The sequence below is a fragment of the Bradyrhizobium sp. GCM10028915 genome (assembly GCF_042666195.1).
Taxonomy (GTDB): Bacteria; Pseudomonadota; Alphaproteobacteria; order Rhizobiales; family Xanthobacteraceae; genus Bradyrhizobium; species Bradyrhizobium canariense_D.
Genome location: NZ_JBHTFN010000065.1, coordinates 663,689 through 686,104 on the forward strand (window position 1 = coordinate 663,689; position 22,416 = coordinate 686,104).

Below are 22,416 nucleotides of genomic sequence, written 5' to 3' on the forward strand. Positions count from 1 at the left end.
ACGACCTGTTGTCAATTCGCCCCGTCCCGCAGCTTGAACCGCTGGATCTTCCCCGTCGCCGTCTTCGGCAAGGAATCCACCACGTCGATCCAGCGCGGATATTTCCACGGGCCGATCTTCTGCTTGACGTGATCCTTAAGCATCTCCTGCAGGCCCGCCGTCGTCGCGCCGGGGCGCAGCACGACGAAGGCCTTGGGCTTCAGCAGACCTTCCGGATCGGCTTCGGGCACGACGGCAGCTTCCAGCACGGCGGGATGCGTGATCAGCGCGCTCTCGACCTCGAAGGGCGAGACCCAGATGCCAGAGACCTTGAACATGTCGTCGGCGCGGCCGCAGAAGGTATAGCGGCCCTCGGAATCCCTGACATATTTGTCGCCGGTGCGGGTCCACGGCCCCTCGAACGTGCGGCGGCTCTTGTGGCGCTGGTTCCAGTACCCCTCGCCGGCGGAGGGCGCATCGACCAGGAGCTCGCCGACCTCGCCGTCGGCGACATCCTGTCCGGCCTCGTTGACAAGCCGCACCGCATAGCCGGGCACCGGTTTGCCGGAGGAGCCGTATTTGATGTCGCCGGGCGCGTTCGACAGGAAGATGTGCAACAGCTCGGTCGAGCCGACGCCGTCGAGAATATCGACGCCGAAGCGCGCCCTCCAGCTGTTGCCGACGGACTCCGGGAGCGCCTCGCCGGCCGAGGTGCAGATGCGGAGCGACTTGCCGCCGCGCTCGCTCTTCATCGCTTCGTCGTTGAGCATCGCCGCGAACAGGGTCGGCACGCCGTAGAAGATCGAGGGATTGTAGCGGTTCATCAGGTCGAACATGCGTGCGGGCGTCGGCCGTTCGCTGTTGAGCACCACGCTGGCGCCGACCGACATCGGAAAGGTCAACGCATTGCCGAGGCCATATGCGAAGAACAGCTTTGCCGCGGAAAGACAAACGTCGTTCTCGCGAATGCCGAGCACCTGCTTCGCATAAGTGTCCGCGGTCGCCTGCATGTTCGAATGGATGTGCCGCACGCCCTTGGGCATGCCGGTCGAACCTGAGGAATACAGCCAGAATGCCGGTTCGTCGGAATGGGTGGCGGCGGTGGTGAACTGATCGCTCTCGTCCGCAATCTCCTCGGCGAGCTGCTTGTGGCCGTTCTGTTTGGCGCCGGAGACCACGACATGCTCCAGATCCGGCATGCGGCCGACGACGTCCTTGATGACGGGATAGAGCGCTTCCGAGACGAACAGCACGCGCGCGCGGCAATCGGCGAGGATGTAGGCGTATTGATCTGATGTCAGCAGCGTGTTGAGCGGCACCGGCACGATGCCGGCGCGGATCGCGCCCAGAAACACGATCGGGAAGTCGACCGTATCCAGCATGATCATGGCCACGCGCTCTTCGCGGCGGCCCCCGAGCCGGCGCAGCATGTTGGCGGCGCGCCGCGTTTCGCGCTGGAGCTCGCCATAGGTGAGGCGTGAGACGGTGTCGTCGAAGGCGAGCTTGTTGCCGCGTCCCTCCTCGACGTTCCGGTCGAGCAGCCAGGTCACCGCGTTATAGGATCCCTCGCTCACGGACTTCTCCCCTGAATTTAGAATTATAATTCATAGAAAGACACCGCCTCGGCTTGCTGTCAATGCCAGCAGGCACTATGTTTCATTAATACGCGCCGCAGGACCTCTTTAAAAGAAGACATCCGCTCAAGCAGGCCCATGATCCGCAGTCCATGACCGACAGTCCCGACGCCGAATCCCGATTTCTCGAACAGCTCGGCCAGCGCGTGCGCACCATGCGCGCGCTGCGCGGCATGTCGCGCAAGGTGCTCGCTAAGGTATCAGGAATATCGGAGCGCTACATCGCGCAGCTCGAAAGCGGCAAGGGCAACGTCTCCATCGTGCTGCTGCGCCGCGTCTCCGACGCGATGGGCGCGCATCTCGAAGACCTGCTTCCCTCGGCCGATCCGACCCCGGACTGGCAGATGTTTCGCGATCTCCTGCGCAAGGCGACGCCGGCGCAGGTCGCACAAGCAAAAGATCTGCTCGCAGGCGGCAGCGCCTCCGCGCCGCGGCGCGCGCCGTTCTGCGGCATCGCGCTAATCGGCCTGCGCGGCGCCGGCAAATCGACGCTTGGGCGGATGCTGGCGAAGAAGGTCGGCTGGAGCTTTGTCGAGCTCAACAAGGAGATCGAGCAGCAGAACGGGCTGTCGGTCGCCGAGATCATCGCGCTCTATGGCCAGGAAGGCTTTCGCCGCATGGAGCAGGCGGCGCTGCAGCAGCTGCTCGCGCGCAACGAGCTGATGGTGCTGGCGACCGGCGGCGGCATCGTCTCCGAACCTCTGACCTTCGACCAGATCCTGTCGTCGTTCTACACGATCTGGCTGAAGGCCGAGCCCGAGGAGCACATGGCCCGCGTCCGCCGCCAGGGCGATTTGCGCCCGATGGCCGACGACCGCTCCGCGATGGCGGAGCTGCGCAACATCCTCTTGAGCCGCGAGCCGCTATATGCGCGCGCGACGGCGGTGGTCGACACGGCGGGGCTGTCCGTCGATGCCGCCGCGGCGCGCCTGGTTGATGCGGTCCGGCCGGTGCTGCAGAACGAAGCGCGCAGCTTCGGGCTGCGCAGCGTCGCGCTGTAGGTCCGAACTCCCATGACCGAGAGCGACGTCGCAATCGCCATGTTCGAGCGGATCGGCGGCAGCGCCACGATCGATCGACTGGTCGATCGCTTCTACGACCGGATGGATACGCTGCCGGAGGCGAAGATCATCCGCGCGATGCATGCGGACGACCTCGGCCTGATCAGGGATGTGCTGAAGCGCTATCTCACCGAATGGACCGGCGGCCCGAAACTCTATTCGGTCGAGAAGGGCCACCCGCGGCTGCGCCAGCGCCACATCGGCTTTGCCATCGGCGATGCCGAGCGCGACGCGTGGATGCTCTGCATGCGCGGTGCGCTGGAGGAGACGGTTGTGGACGCCGCAGCGCGGCAGGACCTCGACAAGGCGTTGTCCGGCCTCGCCGACTGGATGCGCAACCGCTAGTGATTTTTGCACGGGCGCGTAGCCCGGATGAGCGAAGCGACATCCGGGTCTTCACGATGACTTTCCCGGGTATCGCTTCGCTCACCCGGGCTACAAGAGTTGCGACCGCACCGCCTCCGCGCCCTCACGCAACAGCGGCAAAAATCGCTCGATCAATTCCTGCGCCGGCACGCGATCGACGTGCGCGCCCATGTTAATGGCGGCGACGATCACGCCGTCGTAGCGGCGGACGGGGACCGAGATCGAGCGGAAATGCGGCTCGGCCTCGCGGTCCACCAGCGAATAGCCCTGCGCGCGATCGGCGACGGTGCGCGCGAGCAGCACCTTGGGATCGGTTACCGTCTGCGGCGTCAGCGCTTCGCGCTTCGTCGCCGTCAGGCGCGCAGCAAGCTCGGCATCGTCGAGTTGACCGAGCATGGCGCGGCCGACCGAAGTGCAGAAGGCCGGAAGCCGGTAGCCGATTTCCAATCCGCCCGAGAACATCCGCGCCGGACTGCTGCGCGCGATGAACACGACCTCATCGCCGTCGAGCACCGCGAGCGAGGAGATTTCGTTGGCCGCTGTCGCGACGCGGTCGAGCACCGGTTGCAGGACCGTGACGAGTTGGCTCGACCGCAGATACGACGCGGCGAGTGTCAGCACATGTGGCGTCAGCGAGAACAGCTTCCCGTCGCCACTGACGAAGCCGCCGCGCTGGAGCGTGAACAGCATGCGCCGCGCGGTGGCGCGGGGAAGCTCAGCGGCACGGGCGAGATCGCTCAGCGTCATCGGGCCGGCCGTGATGCCGAAGCATTGCAGCAGGCGCAGCCCGCGATCGAGGCTCTCGACGAAATCCGTCGCGCGTTCGTCGCTCTCGCTTCGCTTCAGCTTGGGCATGGTGTCGGGTCATTCCTGCAAAATAGTGCTTGCTGCCGCGTCAAGGCATGTCATAATTCGCCCATTCGTTCAATAGGCGAACAATCGACTCCATAAAGGATGCACTCGCCATGATGAGCCAGGAGCAGAACGACCTGATCACCCGCACCGGTGCGAAGGACCCCTGCGGGAAGCTGATGCGAAGCTACTGGCAGCCGGCGGCGTTGGTGGACGAGCTCGACGGCGATCGACCGATCCGTCCCATCAGATTGCTCGGCGAAAGCCTGGTGCTGTTCCGCGACGAGACGGGGCGTTACGGCCTGATCGATCGCCACTGTGCGCATCGCGGCGCCGATCTCGCCTTCGGACGGCTCGAGCATGGCGGCCTGCGCTGCGCCTTCCATGGCTGGCTGTTCGACGCCACCGGGCAATGCATCGAGACGCCGGCGGAGCCGAAGGACTCAAAGCTCTGCCAGAACATCCGTCAGCGCTCTTACCCTGTGGTGGAGAAGAGCGGCATCCTCTGGGCTTATCTCGGCGAGGGCGAGCCGCCGGCATTTCCCGAGCTCGACTGCTTCGTCGCGCCCGGCACGCACACCTTCGCGTTCAAAGGCCATATGGCCTGCAACTGGCTCCAGGCGCTCGAAGTCGGCATCGACCCCGCGCACGCCTCCTATCTGCATCGCTTCTTCGAGGACGAGGACACCTCGACGGCCTACGGCAAGCAGTTCCGCGGCACATCGGCAGGCAGCGACTTGCCGATGACGAAGATTTTGCGCGAATACGACCGCCCGATCATCAATGTCGAGCACACCGAATACGGCCTGCGGCTGATCGCACTGCGCGAGATCGACGAGGAGCGCACCCATGTGCGCGTCACCAACCAGCTCTTTCCGCACGGCTTCGTCATCCCCATGAGCACGGAGATGACGATCACACAGTGGCACGTGCCGGTCGACGACGAGAACTGCTACTGGTACGCGATCTTCACCAGTTATTCGAACCCCGTGGACAAGCAGAAGATGCGCGACCAGCGGCTCGAGCTCTATGAGCTGCCGGATTACAAATCGCGCAAGAACGGGACGAACGATTACGGCTTCGATCCGCACGAGCAGCAGACGGCGACCTATACCGGCATGGGCACCGACATCAACGTGCACGACCAGTGGGCGGTGGAATCGATGGGCGCGATCCAGGACCGCACCCGGGAGCACCTCGGCACGAGCGACAAGGCGATCGTGCAGTACCGGCGCCTGCTGCGGCAGGAGATCGAGAAGGTCGCAGGCGGCGAGAAGCCGATGCTGCATCTCGACGAGGCCACCGCACGTTCGATCCAGGGTCCGGCGACCATGGACGGCATCGGGCCGACCCGAGGCTGGGAGATCTACTGGATGGAGGTCGACGTCAAGCGCCGCCGCAGCGCGCCGTGGACGGCGCCGGTGCCGAAGGAGATCGCGGACAACGTGCATCGCCTGACGGCGGCGGAGTGATAATGCAGTTCGCCGCTAGCGAGGCGAGACGGCGGCTCCACATTCTCCGCTGTCATGCTCCGCGAAAGCGGGGCATCCAGTACGCCGCGGCCTCTCGTGGACACACGGACGTCTCTGGAATACTGGATCGTCCGCCTTCGCGGACGATGACAGTGTGCGCTATACTCTCGCCGAGCAAGAAGGAACTGCCAAAGTGACTTTCGTCGCGCGTCATGCGCTGTGGTCGGATGAGCAGAAGGACGCCGCATTGCGCGTGCGGCGCATCGTCGACGAGAAGAATCTCGAGGTCATCCGCCTCGCCTTCCCGGACCAGCACGGCATTTTGCGCGGCAAGACCATCGTCGCCTCCGAGGCGATCGCCTCGCTGGAGAGCGGCTGCTCCATCACCACCACTATGCTCGCCAAGGACACCTCGCACCGCACGGTGTTTCCGGTGTTCACGTCAGGCGGCGGCTTCGGCATGAAGGAGATGGAGGGCGCGGCCGACGTGCTGATGGTCGCCGATCCCACGACGTTTCGCGTTTTGCCATGGGCGCCAACCACGGGTTGGGTTCTCTGCGACCTCTATTTCAACGACGGCCGTCCCGTGCCGTTCGCGACGCGCGGGCTCTATCGCAAAGTGCTCGACGAGCTCGCAAGTCGCGGCCATGATTTCGTGGCGGGCCTCGAGGTCGAATTCCACATCTTCAAGCTCGACGATCCGCATATGCGCCCGGAGGATGCCGGCCAGCCCGGCACACCGCCTTCGGTGAGCCTGCTCAGCCACGGCTATCAATACCTCACCGAGCAGCGCTTCGACCAGATGGAGCCGGTGCTGGAGATCTTGCGGCGTGACATCGTCGCGCTCGGTCTGCCCTTGCGCTCGGTCGAGGTGGAGTTCGGGCCGAGCCAGTGCGAATTCACCTTCGCCCCGAAGAAGGGCATTGAGCCCGCGGACAACATGGTGCTGTTTCGCTCTGCCGTGAAGCAGATCGCACACCGCCACGGCTATCACGCCACGTTCATGTGCCGGCCGAAGCTGCCGAACCTGTTCGCGAGCGGCTGGCATCTGCACCAATCGGTGGTCTCGCGCGCGACCGGCGAGAACCAGTTCATGGCCAAAGACGGCGGCGAGCCGCTCAGCGCGTTCGCCCGCGCCTGGCTTGCGGGCCTGCTCGACCACGCCCGCGCGTCGACCGTGTTCACCACCCCGACCATCAATGGCTACAAGCGCTACCGCTCCTATTCGCTGGCGCCGGACCGCGCGATCTGGGGCCGCGACAATCGCGGCGTGATGATCCGCGTGCTCGGCGCCGCCGGCGACGCCGCCACGCGCCTGGAAAACCGCATCGGCGAGCCCGCCGCCAATCCTTATCTCTACATGGCCTCGCAGATCCTCTCCGGCCTCGACGGGGTCGACCGCAAGCTCGATCCCGGCCCGTCTGCCGACACGCCTTACGAAACCAAGGCGCCGCTGTTGCCGAAATCGCTGCGCGACGCGGTCAGCGCGCTGAAGGACGATCCGTTCTTCCGCGAAAAGCTCGGGCCTGAGTTCGTCGATTATTACACCCACATCAAGAATGCCGAGATCGACCGCTTTCTGTCCGAGGTGACCGACTGGGAGCACCGCGAATATTTCGAGGTGTTTTGAGCCAGACACGCCCTCACCTCCCCGTGAGGCGACTTCGTCCGCTCAGTTCCGACGACATTTCACCGCTCCCGACGAAGCTATTTTCCAAGGCCCGCGAAAACCGCCGGAAAAATGGGCGGAGTAGATTTGCTCCGTGATCAACAAAGGAGTTCGGTCATGTGGGGTCATCTGTTCAGTTTGATCTATCGCCTGTCCTGCCGCGCCACTCTGATTGAGATCGGGGCGGGTCGCTCGTCGCGATAGAGGCCCAGCGGATTTAGGTAAGAGCGATTGACTAGCGAACGGAGGGTGTCATGCGAAAGCTGATCCTGATCGCGGCAATGTCGCTGCTGGCAAGCCAAGCCTATGCCGGCGGACCACGGAGCCTTAGCCTTGCGGCGACAAATGCGAGCCAGCAGACCGCCGAGCCGGGAACGACAGCAGCCACGCCGCCACAAGCTCCGGCGGCAGCACCCACGAATGTCCAGACGGCGACCACGGCCCCAGCTTCAACGTCTCCGGCAGCGACTGCGACGACAACCGCGATCGCTCCGGCCGCAACTCAGTCCAGTGCCGCGCCGATTGCCAGCACAAGAGAAACGACCAAGCCGAAACGTCGCCAGCCATCCACCGAGGCCCGCGTGATTCGCGAACTGCATCGGCACGGGATTTACTGGTGATTGCCAATGTCGTCCTGGCGAAAGCCAGGACCCATTACCCCAGGGAAAAGTTGTCGCACGCGGCTGCTAACCGCCAATCTTCGCCAAACTGAATGCGGTGGCTATGGGTCCTGGCTTTCGCCAGGACGATAACGTATGAGCGGCGCCCAGCATCGCGCCCTCACCCTCAAATCCCTAGATATTTGTGCTGCAGATCCGGCTCGGCCAACAGCTCGTCCGAGGTGCCGCTCCATACCGTCTTGCCGCGCTCGATGATGGTGTGGCGGTCGCAGATGCGGGCGAGGTGGTCGACGTTCTTGTCGACGACCAGGATCGACTGTCCCCGGCTCTTGAGCAGCGACAGGCAGCTCCAGATCTCTTCGCGGATCAGAGGCGCCAGGCCTTCGGTCGCTTCATCCAGGATGAGCAGCTTCGGGTTGGTCATCAGCGCGCGGCCGATGGCGAGCATCTGCTGCTCGCCGCCGGAGAGCTGGTTGCCCGTATTGGAAGCGCGCTCGGCCAGGCGAGGAAACATCACGTAGATCGCCGCCAGCGTCCAGGGATTGCTGCTGCCGAAACGATCGGCCGCTGCCGCGACAAGGTTTTCGCGCACGGTGAGGTTCGGGAAGATCTGCCGCCCCTCGGGGACGAGGCCGACACCGAGTTGCGCGATCCTGTAGGACGGCTGCGTCCGCACTTCCGAGCCCGCAAAGCGGATGCTGCCGGCGCGCGCCGGCGTCAGGCCCATGATGGATCGGATGGTCGTGGTTTTGCCCATGCCGTTGCGACCCATCAGCGAGACCATCTCGCCTGATTTGACCGACAGGGACAAGCCGAACAGCACCTGGGACAGGCCGTAGCAGGTCTCGATGCCGTCGACCTCGAGCAGCGTGTCATCCATGGTGCGTCACCACATGGGCCTCGCCGAGATAGGCGCGCTTGACGTCCTCGTTCGCCCGAATCGCGGCCGGATCGCCGGAGGCGATGACGCGGCCATAGACCAGCACGGAGATGCGGTCGGCGAGCGCAAACACCGCCGGCATGTCGTGTTCGACCAGGACGATCGAGACCTCCTTGCGCAGCTCCTGGAGCAGCTGCACCATGCGCTGGGATTCGGTGACGCCGAGTCCCGCCATCGGCTCGTCGAGCAGCAAAAGTTTCGGCTTGCTTGCCAGCGCAACCGCTAGCTCGATCTGGCGACGCTCGCCATGGCTGAGCCTGGACACCAGGACATCGGCACGATGGACGAGACCGACGCGATCGAGCGCGGCATGCGCGGCATCGCGCAGGCCCTTCTCCTTGCGTGCATCGGCGAAGAAGCGGAACGAGGTGCCGGCATGCGCTTGCGCCGCGAGCGCGACATTGTCGGCGGCGGTGAAATCGAGCAGCAGCGAGGTGATCTGGAAAGAACGTGCCAGGCCCAGCGCGCAGCGGCGATAGGCCGGCAGATAGGTGATGTCGCGCCCCGCCAGCGAGACGCTGCCGGAATGCGGCTCCAGATGCCCTGTGAGCTGGCTGATCAGCGTGGTCTTGCCGGCGCCGTTCGGGCCGATGATGGCGTGCAGCTCGCCTGCCGCAACGTCGAGCGAGACGTTGTCCGTCGCAATGATGCCGCCGAAGCGGCGCACCAGCCTGTCGACGCGGAGCAGCGGCTCAGCCACGATTGAGCCTCCCGAGCAGGCCCATGATGCCGCCGCGGCCGAACAGCACGATCAGCAGCAGCAGCGGACCCATGATCAGCGCCCAGTATTCGGTGAGCTGCGACAAGAACTCTTCCAGCAACAAATACACCACCGCGCCGATGACCGGACCGAACAGCGTGCCCATGCCCCCGAGGATCACCATCACCATGAGGTCGCCGGAACGGGTCCAGTACATCGCGGCCGGGCTGACGAAATCGGTGTTGTTGGCGAGCAGCGCGCCGGCGAGGCCGCACATCATGCCCGAGATGACGAAGCAGACCAGCTGGTAGCGTTTCGAGGGAAAGCCGATCGCCTGCATGCGCTGCTCGTTGGAGCGCAGGCCCTGCAGGACGAGGCCAAAGCGCGAATTGACGATGCGCCAGATCAGGAAGACCACGCCGAACAGGCAGGCGAGGCAGAGATAATAGAATTGCGTGCGGTTCGACAGATTAATCAGCCCGGAGAAGTCGCTGCGCTTGTAGACGGTGAGGCCGTCATCGCCGCCATAACGCGCCAGCCCCGAGGCGACGTAATAGGCCATCTGCGCGAACGCCAGCGTGATCATGATGAAATAGACGCCGCGGGTGCGCAAAGACAGCGCGCCGATCACCAACGCATAAAGCGCGGAGGCCGCAAGCGCGACCGGAAACTGGATGAAGCCCGAGCCCACGCCTTCCTGCGCCAGCATGCCGACCGCATAGCCGCCGATGCCGAGATAGGCGGCGTGGCCAAAACTCATCATGCCGCCAAAACCCATGATGAGGTTGAGGCTCGCGGCCGCCAGGGCCAGGATGACGATGCGGGTGAGCAGCGTCAGGATGAAGATGTTGCCGGATGCTTGCGAATAGAGCGGCAGCAGCACGAGACCCGTCAGCAGCAGGACCGTGACGACCTTGCTCACAGTGAAAGCCTTCATCGGCGGTTGGCCGGAAACAGCCCCTCCGGACGCACCACCAGCACGATCGCCATCAGCAGATAGATCAGCATGGAGGACAGCGCGGGCGCGGCGGTGGAGGCCGCGGCGCCGCTCAGCACCTGCCGCAGCAGATTGGGCAGGAAGGCGCGGCCGAGGGTGTCGATCATGCCGACGAAGATCGCGGCCAGGAACGCGCCGCGGATCGAACCGATACCGCCGATCACGATGATGACGAAGGCGAGGATCAGAATGTTCTCGCCCATGCCGATCTGCACGGTGAGGATCGGCGCCTGCATCAAGCCGGCAAGGCCCGCGAGCGCGGCACCGAGACCGAACACCAGGGTGTAGAGCAGCTTGATGTTGATGCCGAGCGCACCGATCATCTCGCGATTGGAGGCGCCGGCCCGGATCAGCATGCCGATGCGGGTGCGCATCACGCCGAGATAGAGCAGCAGCGCAACCAGCAGCGCCACGACGATGATGGCGAGGCGATAAGCGGGATAGTGAATGCCCGGCAGGATCGGCACCGGCACGGTGAGCCAGGCCGGCAGCGGCAGCGCAAGGCCGGCCGGCCCCCAGATCAGCCGCACGGCCTCGTTGAAGAACAGGATCAGGCCGAAGGTCGCGAGCACGTGGTCAAGATGGTCTCGTCCGTAGAGATGCCGCAGCGCGGTCATCTCGAGCACGATGCCGAGCACGAGCGTCGCGCCGAGCGCCAATAGCGCACCGAGCAGGAAGCTTCCGGTCCAGGCTGCGAAGGTCGCGGCGAAATAGGCGCCCATCATGTACAGCGAGCCGTGCGCGAGGTTGACGAGATCCATGATCCCGAACACCAGCGTCAGGCCGGCGGCGAGCAGGAACAGCAGCAGGCCAAACTGCAATCCGTTCAAGAACTGTTCGACGACGAGCAGCATCAAAACTCTTTCAGGCGCACGCAGGTTCGCGCCGATGTTCGAACACGGTCGCCATCAGTGAAAGAGCTCCCCCTGCCTGGACAAGGCGGAAAAATGGGTAATGGCAGTATCGTTCCGAGGCAAGAGCGATTCGACACCCAACATGCACTTTGTTGCATGCCGATGCATCCGATCGGTCCTGGCCCTGCAATCGGTCTTGCAAGAAGACTGCCGCGCAGGATGGGTCAACCTGCCGCACCCAAACGGATCACCCTCCCTCCGTTGCGGGAGAGAGGGTGTGAATTCGTCGCAACGTGTGGATGGAGACGCCTAGTGCGACGTCATCTGCCGGCGAAGGTCATCCGGCTCGGCAAGCACGCTGTTGGCCGTCGAGGCCTCCAGCGCCGCCATCCGGAACAGATAGGCGAGCGTCGCCATTCCGGTGTCTTCCGCCATCTGCGCGAGTTCGAGCGCCATGTCGGACATGTAGCCCAGATTTTCGTCCTTGATCTGCGCCATGATCTGGCTGTCCCGCATCATGTTCGACATCTCAGGCGCTCTTTCGTTGCGCGGCAGCGAGGCCGCAGAGGTTGGCAAGGGCGATGCAATTGATACGCGGACCGTCCTGTTGGACGATGGAAGGCACGCCGATGCGATCATGCAGGGCATCGAGCGTCTCGCGGAGAATGTCGATGGTCGCCGCCATGGTCCATGCGTTCTCCACCAGTGCCGGCAGACCGAGCGGGGTCACGACGAAGCCGGCCTCATGAAAGCGCGGCAACCACCAGGTTTCCATGATCGCGCTGACCTGCGCGATCCCCTGACCGAGGCAGAACTCCTGCACGGCCGCCATCAGTTGCAGGTTGAGCGCGCCGTCGCGGCGATCGCGCACGACGAAGTAGCGCGACCATTCCCAGACCAGAGGATCCACCGGGTAGCCGCGCACCGCTGCCAGATGGGGAAAGACCTCGCTCATCATCGAAGGCTTGGTGGTCGGGTAGAGCCGGTGACCGCCGATGACGCGGCGTCCCTCCAGCGCAAGCAGATAAACCGTGTCCTCGTCGTCATAGGAATCGATTTCGCGGCAATCCGGCCTGCGCAGCGTCTCCCAGCGCCGCTCTTCGACGAAGATGTCGTGCCGCAGCCGAAAATGCTGATCGAGTACATCTTCGTAAAGGTGGCGATTTACTGCAGAAATGGCGTGAATCATGAAAACCCCCATTCATCCTCAATGGAGGGCACCCTCTGCGAAAAGAGGATGGTTCGATATTGGGAAATTTCCCAGTACGTCGCTTAGGGATTGATGATCTTGTTGCGAATCGCCAGTGCTACCGCATGCGTACGGTTGACGGCTCCGAGCTTGCGCCCGGCGGTTGCAAGATGCTCTTCGGCGGTGCGCTGCGTGATGTGCAGGATCTCGCCGATTTCCCAGGCCGATTTGCCCTGCGAGGCCCAGGCGATCACCTCGCGCTCGCGCGGGGTGAGGCGTGCCGAGGGATACGGCGCTGGATCGAGCAGACGGCGAATGTGGTCGAAGCCATACATCGCCATCAGGTGCAGTGCCGGCTTGCTGCGGGGATTGAGGTCGAGATGGACGCCCCCGAGCGACACCGCGGCCTCGTAGCCGGTGAGTCCGTGGATCGGCACAATGAAGCCGCGCGTCATGCGAAAATCGGTGGCGCGGTTCATCACCTCGGCCGCGTTCGGCTCGAGCTCCGCATCATAGGGTGCTTCCGACCATTCGAACGGGTTGACTGACTGGCGGCACAACCGCACCACCGGGTCGAAACGGTCGTAGTTATTTTCAGTGTAGAGACCAAACCATCCCGCCGGCCAGCGCTTGGCGAGCACCATCTGTGCAAACTGTTGGTCGGGATTGGGCAACCCCGTCACGATGATGGTTTCAAAACCGAAGCGACCAAAGGCCGATTCGAGCGCATTCATGGCGTCGGGCACCTTGCGATAGGCCCCAAGCCCCTCGATGAAGTCGAGCGCTTCCCGGCCATAATCCACGGCGGACATCGGTGCGTTTCCTGACCCTCGCTGTGCGATATAGCACGTCTTTGGGCACTGCCTCAATTCACGGATTCCGTAGTTTCCCGGTATCCCATTGACCCCGAAGGCTTAATCTACTTGTGGAAGAAGGGACGTCAAGATACACCTACAATGTCTGAAGCGGGGAAACCACGATGGAAGACGAGGACATCGCCCTCAACAGCGTGCTCGGCCTGGAACTCAACCGCGTATTTTTCGCCGTCCGCGAAACGGCAAACAAGCAGAAGATCATCGAGTTCGCACGCGGGGTGCTGCAAAGCGAGCGCAGCAAGCCGGCAGAGAGCGCCACGCCGGACGGACCGGCGAGCTAGCACGCAATTGCTGTGAGCGCACGAACGGTCCGTTCGGCGCCATGCCTTCCTCTGATGTGAACCGAACAACCGAACGCGAATGTTTCCTTCCTTCTCCCCTTGTGGGAGAAGTGGCATAGGCGGCCTTCGGCCGCCGTTCTTAAAACAAAACGCCGACGCTGCGCATCGGCTATGGCGCCGGATGAGGGGTTGTTTCCACGCGTTCAAATGCGCGAGGCTCGTGCGGGGAGAGAACCCCTCACCCGTCTCGCGCTATCGCGGCGATCCGCCCTCTCCCACAAGGGAAGAGGGAAAGGCAGCGCCGACCACGATTACCTTCGGATGCCCAGGACATGATGACGCTGCGCCAGGTTGAAGTGATCCGTGCCGTGATGGTGACGGGCACGATCGGCGGCGCGGCGAAGCTGCTGAACGTTTCGGCGCCGGGCATCAGCCGCCTGGTGAAATATACCGAGCGCTCGCTCGGCATCCGCTTCTTCCAGCGCCAGAACGGCCGCTATTTCCCGACGCCGGAAGCCGAGAACATCTTCGAGCAGATCAACGGCGTCTACAAGAAGGTCGACGACCTCTCCGAGATCATCTCCAAGATCGGGCGCGGCGGATTGTCGGAATTGCGCATCGGCTCGGTGCCGAGCATTTCGCAAGTCATGGTGCCGCGCGCGATCGAGCGGGTCCGGCGGCGCTATCCGGATTTGGGCATCGACATCAACATCCTCAAGCTCGAGGAAGCCATCGACTATCTCATGCTCGGCCGCGGCGAGTGCGTGGCGATGAGCTATCGCCTGGAGCATTCCGGGCTCGACTTCATGCCGCTCGCCTCGGGCGAGCTCTATTGCATCGTGCCGCCGGGCCACGAGCTCGCCGGCCGCAAGCAGGTCTCCGCCGCCGAGATCACGCGCTATCCGCTGATCGGCATCGATCCCAATGATCCCTACGGGCGGATCATGGCCGAGATCTTCGCGCGCCACCGCCTCGAGTACAACATCACCATCCGCGCCCGCTTCGGCACCACGGTCTGCGCGCTGGTGAAGGCGGGGCTCGGCATCGCCATCATCGACCAGTTCACGGTGGCCCATGGGGGCTATCCCGGCATCGAGCTGATCAAGATCACCGAGCCGACGCGATTCGACACCTATATCGCGGTGAAGCGCGGCGCGCCGCTGTCGCTTCATGTCGAGTATTTCATCGAGTCCCTGCGCGCGGAGATGCGCGCGGTCGAGCCGTCGCGGGGCAAAGGCAGGGCCGCGCCGCCACGGGCGCGGAAGAGATAACATTATGTTAGGTTTGCAGGACAAAAGGGTAATTGTGTTAGGCCGAGGAAAGGCTATCGTTCCTGGGGGAAGCCCCTTGGAATTGGGCGGATCTCCCCGCTAAAGGCCGGGATCAAACGCTCCCAACGAGACGATAGCGAACCATGTCAAAGCGCGGACCCGCCGCACCCAAAAAGCTCCTGACCGGCCTGATCGGCGCACCCATCGCGCATTCTGCCTCCCCTGCCATGCATGAGCGCGCCGCGGAGGGGCTTGGGCTGCGCGGCCATTACCAGCTCATCGAGGTCGCCGGCGCCGACGCGGGCGGGCTCCGCATGATGCTCGAGGGCGTGCGGCGGCTCGGCTTTGCCGGCGTCAACGTCACTTTTCCCTACAAGGAGGCGGTGGTCCCGCTGCTCGATGAACTGGCACCGGGTGCCGCCGCCATGGGGGCGGTCAACACCGTCGTCGTCAGGAACGGCCGGCTGATCGGCCACAACACCGACACGACGGGCTTTGCGCGCGCCGTCGCGCCGCTGCTGGCGGCCTCTGGAAACGCAGTCGCCGTGATCGGCACCGGCGGCGTCGGCAAGGCGATCGCGTTTGCCCTGGCGAGCCTTGACGTGACCGACATCCGTATCTTCGACAGCGAGCCGGCACGCGCCGAAAAACTCGCCGCGCTGCTCGACAAACAGGGTGGCGCCAGGGTCGCCGCAAGCGTCGAGGCCGCGCTCGACGGCGCAACGGGCCTCGTCAACGGCACGCCGGTCGGCATGCTGCCGAACCGGGAAACGCCGGTCGCGCCGACGCTGCTACGTCAAAACCTGTGGGTCGCCGACGCCGTCTATTCGCCGCTGATCACGCCGCTGCTGGCGGCTGCCCAAGCCAAGGGCGCGCGGATCATGACCGGACGGGAGCTTGCGATCTACCAGGCCGCCGACGCTTTCGAACTGTTCACTGGCCTTGCCCCATCCACCGAGATCATGGGAGAGGCATTCGACGAGGTGATGGCGGCACGAAGCTCGGCCTATCACGCAGCGTAACCGAAACGGCCGGACACAAGGCCGCGGACACCATCACGAAACAGGAGGAGAAACCATGAAATCGACTTTGCTGGCGGGCGCCCTGCTTGCCTTCGCGACTGCAACCAGCGTGCACGCCCAGGCGATCAAGCTCGCCGACGTCGCCGAGCTTTCCGGGGGCGGCGCCACCGTCGGCACCAACTGGAAGAACGGCATCGACCTCGCGATCGAGGAGATCAACGCCAAGGGCGGCGTGCTCGGCCGCAAGCTCGAAGTCACTCATGCGGATTCGCAATCCAACCCGGGCGTCGCGCGCGCGCAGGTGCAGAAGGCGCTCGACGCCGAGCCCTATGTGCTGCTCGGACCCGGCTATTCCGGCTCGGTGAAGGTGACCGCGCCGCTGGCGGCCGAAGCCGGCATCGCGCAGATCATGGGTGGCGAAGCCGCCGAGCTGACGCAAGGCGGAAACAAATTCCTGTTCCGCACCTCGTTCGGCCAGCAATCCTCGATGCCGAAGGTCGCCAAATACATTCACGACGACATGAAGGCGAAGTCGGTCGCCGTGGTCTGGGTCAACAATGACTTTGGCCGCGGCGGCCGCGATGTCGTCGTCAAGGAGCTCGACCGTCTCGGCTCCAAGGTCGTCGCCGATCTCTCCACCGAGGCGGGCCAGGCCGATTTCGCCGCCGACGTCGGCAAGATCAAGGCCGCCAATCCCGACGCCGTATTCGTCTATTTGAACGAGGAAGAGAGCGCACGCATCCTCAAGGAGCTGAAGCGCCAGGGCGTCACCGCACCGCTGATGGGCGAGACCACGCTGATCGGCCAGAAGGTGATCGAGCTTGCGGGCGATGCCGCCAACGGCGCGCGCGGCCATGTCGGTCTCACCACCGACGCGCCGGTCGACCTGATCAAGGCGTTTCGCGACAAGTTCGCGAAGAAGTACAATTACGTGCCCGACCATAACGGGCTGAAAGGCTATCTCGCGGTCTACATGGTGAAGGCCACCACCGACAAGATGGGCAAGGTCGATTCCAAGGCGTTCGCCGACACCCTGCATGGCCTGACCATCAAGGCCGCCGACGAGCCGGGCATCTTGATGGACGTCACCTTCAGCGAGACCGGCGACATCGACCGCCAGAGCTTTCTGGTCGAGGTGGTCGAAGGCAAGCAGGTCGTGAAACAGGTGCTGCCGAAGGTGAAGTGAGGCGGTTCGCCTCTCCCCGCGTGCGGGGAGAGGCCGGAATTTGCGCAGCAAATTCCGGGTGAGGGGGAGCTTCCGCGAGTCCAACTGCCCCCGTCCTCGCGGAGACTCCCCCTCACCCGAACCCTCTCCCCTCAAGCAGGGAGAGGGGGTGGAGGGAGGGGAAAATGTCCAATCTGTTCGATCTTCTGGTCGCTGGACTTGCCACCGGCGCGATCTATGCGCTAGTCGCGGTCGGCTTCACGCTGCTGTGGCAGACTTCGCAGACCATCAATTTCGCGCAGGGCGAGTTCGTGATGCTGCCGGCGTTCCTGATGCTGGCGGCGATGCATGCCGGCGCGCCGTTCTGGCTCGCGATCATCCTTGGCATCCTGCTCTCGATGCTCCTGCTCGGCCTCGCCTTCAAGATGCTGCTGGTGGATCCGATGATGCGCCACGGCGTGCTGCCGCTCGCGATCGCGACCATGGCGCTCGCCATCGGCCTCAAGGAGGCCGTAAAGCAGTTCTTCAGCGCCGAAGCCTCACCCTTCCCCTCGATCGTGCCGACCGGCGACGTCTCCATCCTCGGCCATGCCGTCTCGCTGCAAAGCATCGGCGTCCTCGGCCTCGCCATCCTTGCCGTCTTCGGCTTGACCGCGCTTCTCAACCGCACCTCGCTCGGCCACCAGATGCAGGCGGCGGCGCAGAACCCGACGGTGGCGCGCATCATCGGCATCCCGGTCGAGCGCATGATTCTCCTGACTTTCCTGATCAACGCGTTCCTGGTCGCTCTCGCCTCGCTGTTGATCACGCCGATCTACCTCGCGAAATTCACGTCGGGCGAGGTACTGGGCCAGGCCGCCTTCATCGCCGCGATCGTCGGCGGGTTCAACCAGGTGCGCGGCGCGATCGCAGGCGGCCTCCTGATCGGCGTGCTCGACAATCTCGCGGCCGCCTATGTTTCAACGCAGTACCGCGCCGCCGTGCCTATGATCTTCCTGATCGCCGTCATCCTGTTCCGACCGCAGGGCTTGCTCGGCCGTGCCGAGGAGCGCACCGTATGAGCGGCTTCGCCAAACCTCTCAAGATCGCGTTCGGCCTCATCGTGGTCGCTGCGCTGATCGTTGTCCCCATGAACTTCAACCGCTATGGCCTGTTCATCCTGAGCCAGTGGGCGGTGATGGCCATCGCCGCAATGGGCCTCAACCTCACGCTCGGTTATGCCGGCCAGGTCTCGCTGGCGCAGGGCGCCTTCGTCGGCATCGGCGCTTACGCCGCGGCGATCATGACCACGCATGGCTGGCCGCTGCCGGCGGCGATCGTCGTCGCGATCGGCTTGAGCTTCGCGGTCGGCTGGGTGCTCGGCTATCCCGCGCTGCGAGTGCAGCATCACTACCTCGCCTTCGTCACGCTCGCCTTCTCCACGCTGGCCTTCCTGGTATTTCGCAACGAGAGCTGGCTCACCGGCGGCATCTACGGCATCTCCAATATTCCGCGTCCGCACATTCTCGGCATCGCGACCAACAAGCCGCTCCCGTTCTACTATGTCTGTCTCGGCTCGCTCGCGATCGTGTCGCTCGCGGTGTGGTGGCTGATCCGCTCGCCCTGGGGCCGCGCCTTCATGGCGCTGCGCGAAAACCCGCTGCGGGCGCAGTCGCTGGGCGTCGACACGCGGCGCTATACGCTGATGGCGTTCGCGATCGGCTCGGCGCTCGGCGGCGTCGCGGGCGCGCTCTATGCCCCGCTGACGCAATATATCGATCCCGTGCCGTTCAACCTGTCGCTCTCGCTCGACCTCCTGATGATGGTGATCGTCGGCGGCGCCGGATCCTTCCTGGGTCCGTTCCTCGGCGCGATGATCGCGGTGCTGTTGCCGGAGTGGCTGCGCTTCACCGAGGGCTATTATCTGATGCTCTACGCGATCGCGGTGATGGGGCTGCTGATCTGGTCGCCGACCGGCATTTTGGGAATCCTCGACCGCTATCTCGCCGAACGCCGCACCAAGGCGGCCTCCGCCCAGCGCGCCGTCGCAAAGTCCCGGCTGGAGACAGCGCAATGAGCGCGGTCCTCGAAGTCACCGACATCAAGAAGAATTTTGGCGGCATCAGCGCCGTCGGCGGCGTCTCTTTCGACGTCCGCGAGGGCGAGATCCTCGGCCTGATCGGCCCGAACGGCTGCGGCAAGTCGACCCTGTTCAACTGCATTCTCGGCCAGCTCACGCCGAGCGGCGGCGAGGTCAAGCTCGACGGCAAGGTCGTCACGGGCTTGCGACCCGCCGAGCTCAACAAGCTCGGGGTCAGCCGCACCTTCCAGCTCCTGCAAGTGTTCCCCAAACTCTCGGTGCGCGAGAACCTGATCCTCGCGGGACAGGAGCACCAGGGCAGCATGGCCTCGCGCCTGGTCGGCCGCTCCGATGCCGGACTGACGGAGGCCGCCGACCAGATGATCGGCTTTTTCAAGCTCGATCATCTCGCCGACGAGCCCGCCGGCGGGCTCTCCTATGGCCAGCAAAAGCTGCTCGACGCCGCCATGGCCTTCATGGGCGGACCGCGGCTGGTGCTGCTCGACGAGCCCGCCGGCGGCGTCAACCCGTCGATGTTGACGGACCTGAAGGAGCGGCTGGTCGCGATCAACCGCGAGAAGAACGCCACCTTCGTCGTGATCGAGCACAACATGGAATTCGTGATGTCGCTGTGCTCGCGCGTGATGGTGATGGCGGAGGGCAAGGTGCTGGCGATGGGACGACCGGACGAGGTGCGAAAGAACCCCGCCGTGATCGAAGCCTATCTCGGACATTGAGGAACCAGCCATGAGCGATCCGATCCTCTCGGTTCACAATCTCGTCGGCGGCTACGGCAAGATGACGATCCTGAACGGCACCACCTTCGCCGTGCCGCAGGCCACCATCACCACCATCATCGGCCCGAACGGCGCCGGCAAGTCCACCGTGTTCAAGGCGATCTTCGGCCTGCTCAAGCTGCGTGAGGGCAAGATCAACTTCGCCGGCCGCGACGTCACCCATTTGAGCCAGCGCGCGCTGCTCAATGCCGGCATCTGCTACGTGCCGCAGGGCCGCAACATCTTTCCCGAGCTGTCGGTGCGCCACAATATCGAGCTCGGCGGCGTTTCGGCGGGCAAGGGCATCGACCTGCAGAGCCGGATCGAGGCCGCGCTCGACCTGTTCCCGGCGCTGCGGCGGAAATCGACGCAGCAGGCCTCCACGCTATCCGGCGGCGAGCAGAAACAGCTCGAAATCGCCCGCTCGCTGCTGCTCGAACCGAAGCTCGTTCTGATCGACGAGCCCTCAATCGGCCTGTCGCCACTGATGGTGCAGCAGACTTTCGACATCCTGAAGAGCTTGCGCGACCGCGGTGTCACCATTCTGATGATCGAGCAGAACGCCCGCTCGGCGCTGGAGATTTCCGACATCGGGATCGTGCTCGAGCTCGGCCAGACCCGCATGGTCGACAAGGCGGAGCGCATTTTGAATGATCCCCGCATCGGACAATTGTTCCTCGGCGGCGCGATGGAGGACAATGCAGCATGACCAAACGCTCGATCGCAACGGTCTCACTCTCCGGCGCTCTCGACGAAAAGCTCCGCGCCATCGCATCCGCCGGATTCGACGCGGTCGAGATTTTCGAGAACGATCTGCTGTCGTTCGGCGCAGGTCCGCGCGACATCGCAAAGCTCTGCGGGGACCTCAATCTCGAGATCTGTGCGTTTCAGCCGTTCCGCGATTTCGAAGGCATGCCGGAGCCGCAGCGTTCGCGAAACTTTGCCCGCGCCGAACGCAAGTTCGACCTGATGCAGGAGCTCGGCACCGATCTGCTGCTGATCTGCTCCAACGTGTCGCCGGCCGCGCTCGGCGGCATCGACCGCGCCGCGGATGATTTTCGCGAGCTTGGCGAGCGCGCGGCCAAACGGTCTTTGCGCGTCGGCTACGAGGCATTGGCCTGGGGACGCCACGTCAACGATTACCGCGATGCCTGGGAGATCGTGCGGCGCGCCGATCACCCCGCGATCGGTGTCATCCTCGACAGCTTTCACGCACTGGCCCCCGGCTTTCCGGTCCGCGCGATGGCCTCGATCCCCGGCGACAAGATCTTCCTGGTCCAGCTTGCAGATGCGCCGAAGCTCGAGCTCGACATCTTGTCGTGGAGCCGGCACTTCCGCTCCTTCCCCGGCCAGGGCGACCTGCCGGTCGGCGAGTTCATGGCGGCGATCGCGGCGACCGGCTATGCCGGGCCGCTGTCGCTGGAGATCTTCAACGACCAATTCCGTGCCGGCTCGGCCGTGCAGACCGCGGTCGACGGCCTGCGTTCGCTGATCCTGCTGGAGGACCAGCTTGCACCGGATTGGCCAAAGCTCATCGGCGAACCCTTGGCGCCCAAGCCCAAAAGTCGCGGCACGGGATTCATCGAGTTTGCCGTCAACGAGACCAAGGCCGGCGAACTCGCCCGCCTGCTCGCGCAGCTCGGTTTCCGCAAGACCGGCAAGCATCGCAGCAAGGCGGTGGAGCGCTGGTCGCAAGGCAAGGTCGAGCTCGTCGTCAACTCCGAGACCGACGGCTTTGCGCATTCGCACTACGTGACGCATGGCCCCGGCGTCTGCGCCATCGCGCTCGATGTCGACAATGCCGGCCTCGTTATGCAGCGCGCCGAAACACTGAAAGCGCGCACCTTCTATCAGCCGGTCGGGCCGGGCGAGCTCGAGATTCCCGCGATCCACGGCGTCGGCGGCAGCCTGCTTTACTTCCTGGACCAGGCCGGCAAGAACTGGGACACGGATTTCGAACAGGTACCGAGCGACGCTCGCGCGGACGCCCTGCTGGCCGTCGATCACATCGCGCAGTCGATGCCCTATGACGAGATGCTGTCGTGGCTGCTGTTCTACACCGGCATCCTCGACCTCAAGCGGCTGCCGCAGATGGAGATCGCCGATCCCAGGGGCCTCGTGCAAAGCCAGGCCGTCATCAACGGCGACCAGAGCCTGCGCTTCGTGCTCAACGGCTCATCCGCCAACCGCACGCTGCCGGCCCGCTTCATCTCGGAGTTTTTCGGCTCGGGCGTGCAGCACGTCGCATTTACGTGCCGGGATATCTTTGCGGCAGTCGCGGAGATGCGCAAGCGCGGCGCGGATTTCCTGGATATCCCGGATAATTACTACGACGACGTCGAAGCCAAATACGACCTCGCACCCGAGCTGATGAGGCAGCTGCGCGCCAACCACATTCTCTACGACCGCGAGGGCGACGGAGAGTTTTTCCAGGTCTACACCCACATCTTCGACGAGCGGTTTTTCTTCGAGATCGTGGAGCGGCGGGATTATCAGGGCTTCGGCGCGGCCAATGCCGGGATCAGGCTTGCCGCGCAAGCGCGCGAGGTGCGGCCCGCGAGCATGCCGCGCGTGTAGCTTACTTTCCCTCTCTCCTTGTGGGAGAGGGTGGCTTGCCGCAAAGCGGCGAGACGG

At 64.3% G+C, this 22,416-nt stretch carries 22 protein-coding genes and 1 pseudogene; 14 read left to right on the forward strand and 9 right to left on the reverse strand.

Features of this window, described 5'->3' with window-relative positions:
• Positions 1–11: 11 nt before the first annotated feature.
• Positions 12–1,553: a benzoate-CoA ligase family protein gene (locus ACFQX9_RS32825; protein ID WP_247295964.1), complete on the reverse strand. Its 1,542-nt coding sequence runs from the start codon at positions 1,551–1,553 to the stop codon at positions 12–14.
• Positions 1,554–1,693: 140 nt separating this feature from the next.
• Here ACFQX9_RS32825 and ACFQX9_RS32830 point away from each other — a divergent pair.
• Together ACFQX9_RS32830 and ACFQX9_RS32835 are read left to right on the forward strand one after the other, a co-directional pair.
• Positions 1,694–2,614 (forward strand): annotated as a pseudogene (locus ACFQX9_RS32830) (helix-turn-helix transcriptional regulator); the annotation flags it as partial.
• 12 nt (positions 2,615–2,626) lie between these two features.
• Entirely contained in the window at positions 2,627–3,019 is a 393-nt protein-coding gene (locus ACFQX9_RS32835) for a group II truncated hemoglobin (protein WP_018456047.1), read from the forward strand.
• 90 nt (positions 3,020–3,109) lie between these two features.
• Here the strand turns inward: ACFQX9_RS32835 and ACFQX9_RS32840 are convergent, their stop codons facing one another.
• On the reverse strand, positions 3,110–3,895 hold the full coding sequence (locus tag ACFQX9_RS32840; protein WP_085349669.1) for an IclR family transcriptional regulator C-terminal domain-containing protein: 786 nt from the start codon (positions 3,893–3,895) through the stop codon (positions 3,110–3,112).
• A gap of 110 nt (positions 3,896–4,005) precedes the next feature.
• Between ACFQX9_RS32840 and ACFQX9_RS32845 the strand changes: the two genes are divergently transcribed.
• From ACFQX9_RS32845 to ACFQX9_RS32855, 3 genes are all read left to right on the forward strand, one after another.
• Complete coding sequence (locus ACFQX9_RS32845; RefSeq protein ID WP_377791561.1) at positions 4,006–5,364, forward strand: Rieske 2Fe-2S domain-containing protein; 1,359 nt, start codon at positions 4,006–4,008, stop codon at positions 5,362–5,364.
• A 193-nt stretch (positions 5,365–5,557) separates the two neighbouring features.
• The gene (locus ACFQX9_RS32850; protein WP_204513151.1) at positions 5,558–6,994 is read left to right on the forward strand and encodes a glutamine synthetase family protein; all 1,437 of its coding nucleotides are present in this window, start codon (positions 5,558–5,560) and stop codon (positions 6,992–6,994) included.
• A gap of 293 nt (positions 6,995–7,287) precedes the next feature.
• Positions 7,288–7,653, forward strand: coding sequence for a hypothetical protein (locus tag ACFQX9_RS32855; protein ID WP_204513150.1), 366 nt, complete (start codon positions 7,288–7,290; stop codon positions 7,651–7,653).
• Between the two features lie 166 nt (positions 7,654–7,819).
• Here the strand turns inward: ACFQX9_RS32855 and ACFQX9_RS32860 are convergent, their stop codons facing one another.
• From ACFQX9_RS32860 to ACFQX9_RS32890, 7 genes are all read right to left on the reverse strand, one after another.
• Entirely contained in the window at positions 7,820–8,533 is a 714-nt protein-coding gene (locus ACFQX9_RS32860) for an ABC transporter ATP-binding protein (RefSeq protein ID WP_204513149.1), read from the reverse strand.
• Positions 8,526–9,293, reverse strand: a complete 768-nt coding sequence (locus ACFQX9_RS32865) for an ABC transporter ATP-binding protein (RefSeq protein ID WP_018456042.1) — start codon at positions 9,291–9,293, stop codon at positions 8,526–8,528. Before ACFQX9_RS32865 ends, ACFQX9_RS32860 begins: the two co-directional genes overlap by 8 nt.
• Positions 9,286–10,230, reverse strand: a complete 945-nt coding sequence (locus tag ACFQX9_RS32870) for a branched-chain amino acid ABC transporter permease (protein WP_018456041.1) — start codon at positions 10,228–10,230, stop codon at positions 9,286–9,288. Before ACFQX9_RS32870 ends, ACFQX9_RS32865 begins: the two co-directional genes overlap by 8 nt.
• A complete protein-coding gene (locus ACFQX9_RS32875) occupies positions 10,227–11,144 on the reverse strand; it encodes a branched-chain amino acid ABC transporter permease (RefSeq protein WP_007615745.1) in 918 nt (305 codons plus the stop codon). Before ACFQX9_RS32875 ends, ACFQX9_RS32870 begins: the two co-directional genes overlap by 4 nt.
• A gap of 309 nt (positions 11,145–11,453) precedes the next feature.
• Positions 11,454–11,672, reverse strand: coding sequence for a hypothetical protein (locus tag ACFQX9_RS32880; RefSeq protein WP_377791562.1), 219 nt, complete (start codon positions 11,670–11,672; stop codon positions 11,454–11,456).
• Position 11,673: 1 nt separating this feature from the next.
• Positions 11,674–12,333 (reverse strand): acyl-homoserine-lactone synthase, encoded by a 660-nt coding sequence (locus tag ACFQX9_RS32885; RefSeq protein ID WP_018456038.1) that lies wholly within the window; start codon positions 12,331–12,333, stop codon positions 11,674–11,676.
• Between the two features lie 83 nt (positions 12,334–12,416).
• Positions 12,417–13,145: a LuxR family transcriptional regulator gene (locus ACFQX9_RS32890; protein ID WP_018456037.1), complete on the reverse strand. Its 729-nt coding sequence runs from the start codon at positions 13,143–13,145 to the stop codon at positions 12,417–12,419.
• A 167-nt stretch (positions 13,146–13,312) separates the two neighbouring features.
• Here ACFQX9_RS32890 and ACFQX9_RS32895 point away from each other — a divergent pair, with 167 nt between their 5' ends.
• The 9 genes from ACFQX9_RS32895 to ACFQX9_RS32935 all read left to right on the forward strand — a co-directional run bounded on the left by ACFQX9_RS32895 (position 13,313) and on the right by ACFQX9_RS32935 (position 22,359).
• On the forward strand, positions 13,313–13,489 hold the full coding sequence (locus ACFQX9_RS32895) for a hypothetical protein (protein ID WP_018456036.1): 177 nt from the start codon (positions 13,313–13,315) through the stop codon (positions 13,487–13,489).
• Between the two features lie 332 nt (positions 13,490–13,821).
• On the forward strand, positions 13,822–14,760 hold the full coding sequence (locus ACFQX9_RS32900) for a LysR family transcriptional regulator (protein ID WP_018456035.1): 939 nt from the start codon (positions 13,822–13,824) through the stop codon (positions 14,758–14,760).
• Positions 14,761–14,903: 143 nt separating this feature from the next.
• Positions 14,904–15,782, forward strand: a complete 879-nt coding sequence (locus tag ACFQX9_RS32905; RefSeq protein WP_018456034.1) for a shikimate dehydrogenase — start codon at positions 14,904–14,906, stop codon at positions 15,780–15,782.
• Between the two features lie 55 nt (positions 15,783–15,837).
• The gene (locus ACFQX9_RS32910) at positions 15,838–16,968 is read left to right on the forward strand and encodes an ABC transporter substrate-binding protein (protein ID WP_018456033.1); all 1,131 of its coding nucleotides are present in this window, start codon (positions 15,838–15,840) and stop codon (positions 16,966–16,968) included.
• A 164-nt stretch (positions 16,969–17,132) separates the two neighbouring features.
• Entirely contained in the window at positions 17,133–18,008 is an 876-nt protein-coding gene (locus ACFQX9_RS32915; RefSeq protein ID WP_377791563.1) for a branched-chain amino acid ABC transporter permease, read from the forward strand.
• A complete protein-coding gene (locus ACFQX9_RS32920; RefSeq protein WP_377791564.1) occupies positions 18,005–19,003 on the forward strand; it encodes a branched-chain amino acid ABC transporter permease in 999 nt (332 codons plus the stop codon). Before ACFQX9_RS32915 ends, ACFQX9_RS32920 begins: the two co-directional genes overlap by 4 nt.
• On the forward strand, positions 19,000–19,743 hold the full coding sequence (locus tag ACFQX9_RS32925; RefSeq protein ID WP_085357710.1) for an ABC transporter ATP-binding protein: 744 nt from the start codon (positions 19,000–19,002) through the stop codon (positions 19,741–19,743). The genes ACFQX9_RS32920 and ACFQX9_RS32925 overlap by 4 nt, the downstream gene beginning before the upstream one ends.
• Before the next feature lie 10 nt (positions 19,744–19,753).
• On the forward strand, positions 19,754–20,491 hold the full coding sequence (locus ACFQX9_RS32930) for an ABC transporter ATP-binding protein (RefSeq protein WP_085349659.1): 738 nt from the start codon (positions 19,754–19,756) through the stop codon (positions 20,489–20,491).
• Positions 20,488–22,359 carry a bifunctional sugar phosphate isomerase/epimerase/4-hydroxyphenylpyruvate dioxygenase family protein gene (locus ACFQX9_RS32935; RefSeq protein WP_377791565.1) on the forward strand — a complete coding sequence of 624 codons (1,872 nt, stop codon included), beginning with the start codon at positions 20,488–20,490 and terminating at the stop codon, positions 22,357–22,359. Before ACFQX9_RS32930 ends, ACFQX9_RS32935 begins: the two co-directional genes overlap by 4 nt.
• The last annotated feature ends 57 nt before the right edge of the window (positions 22,360–22,416 follow it).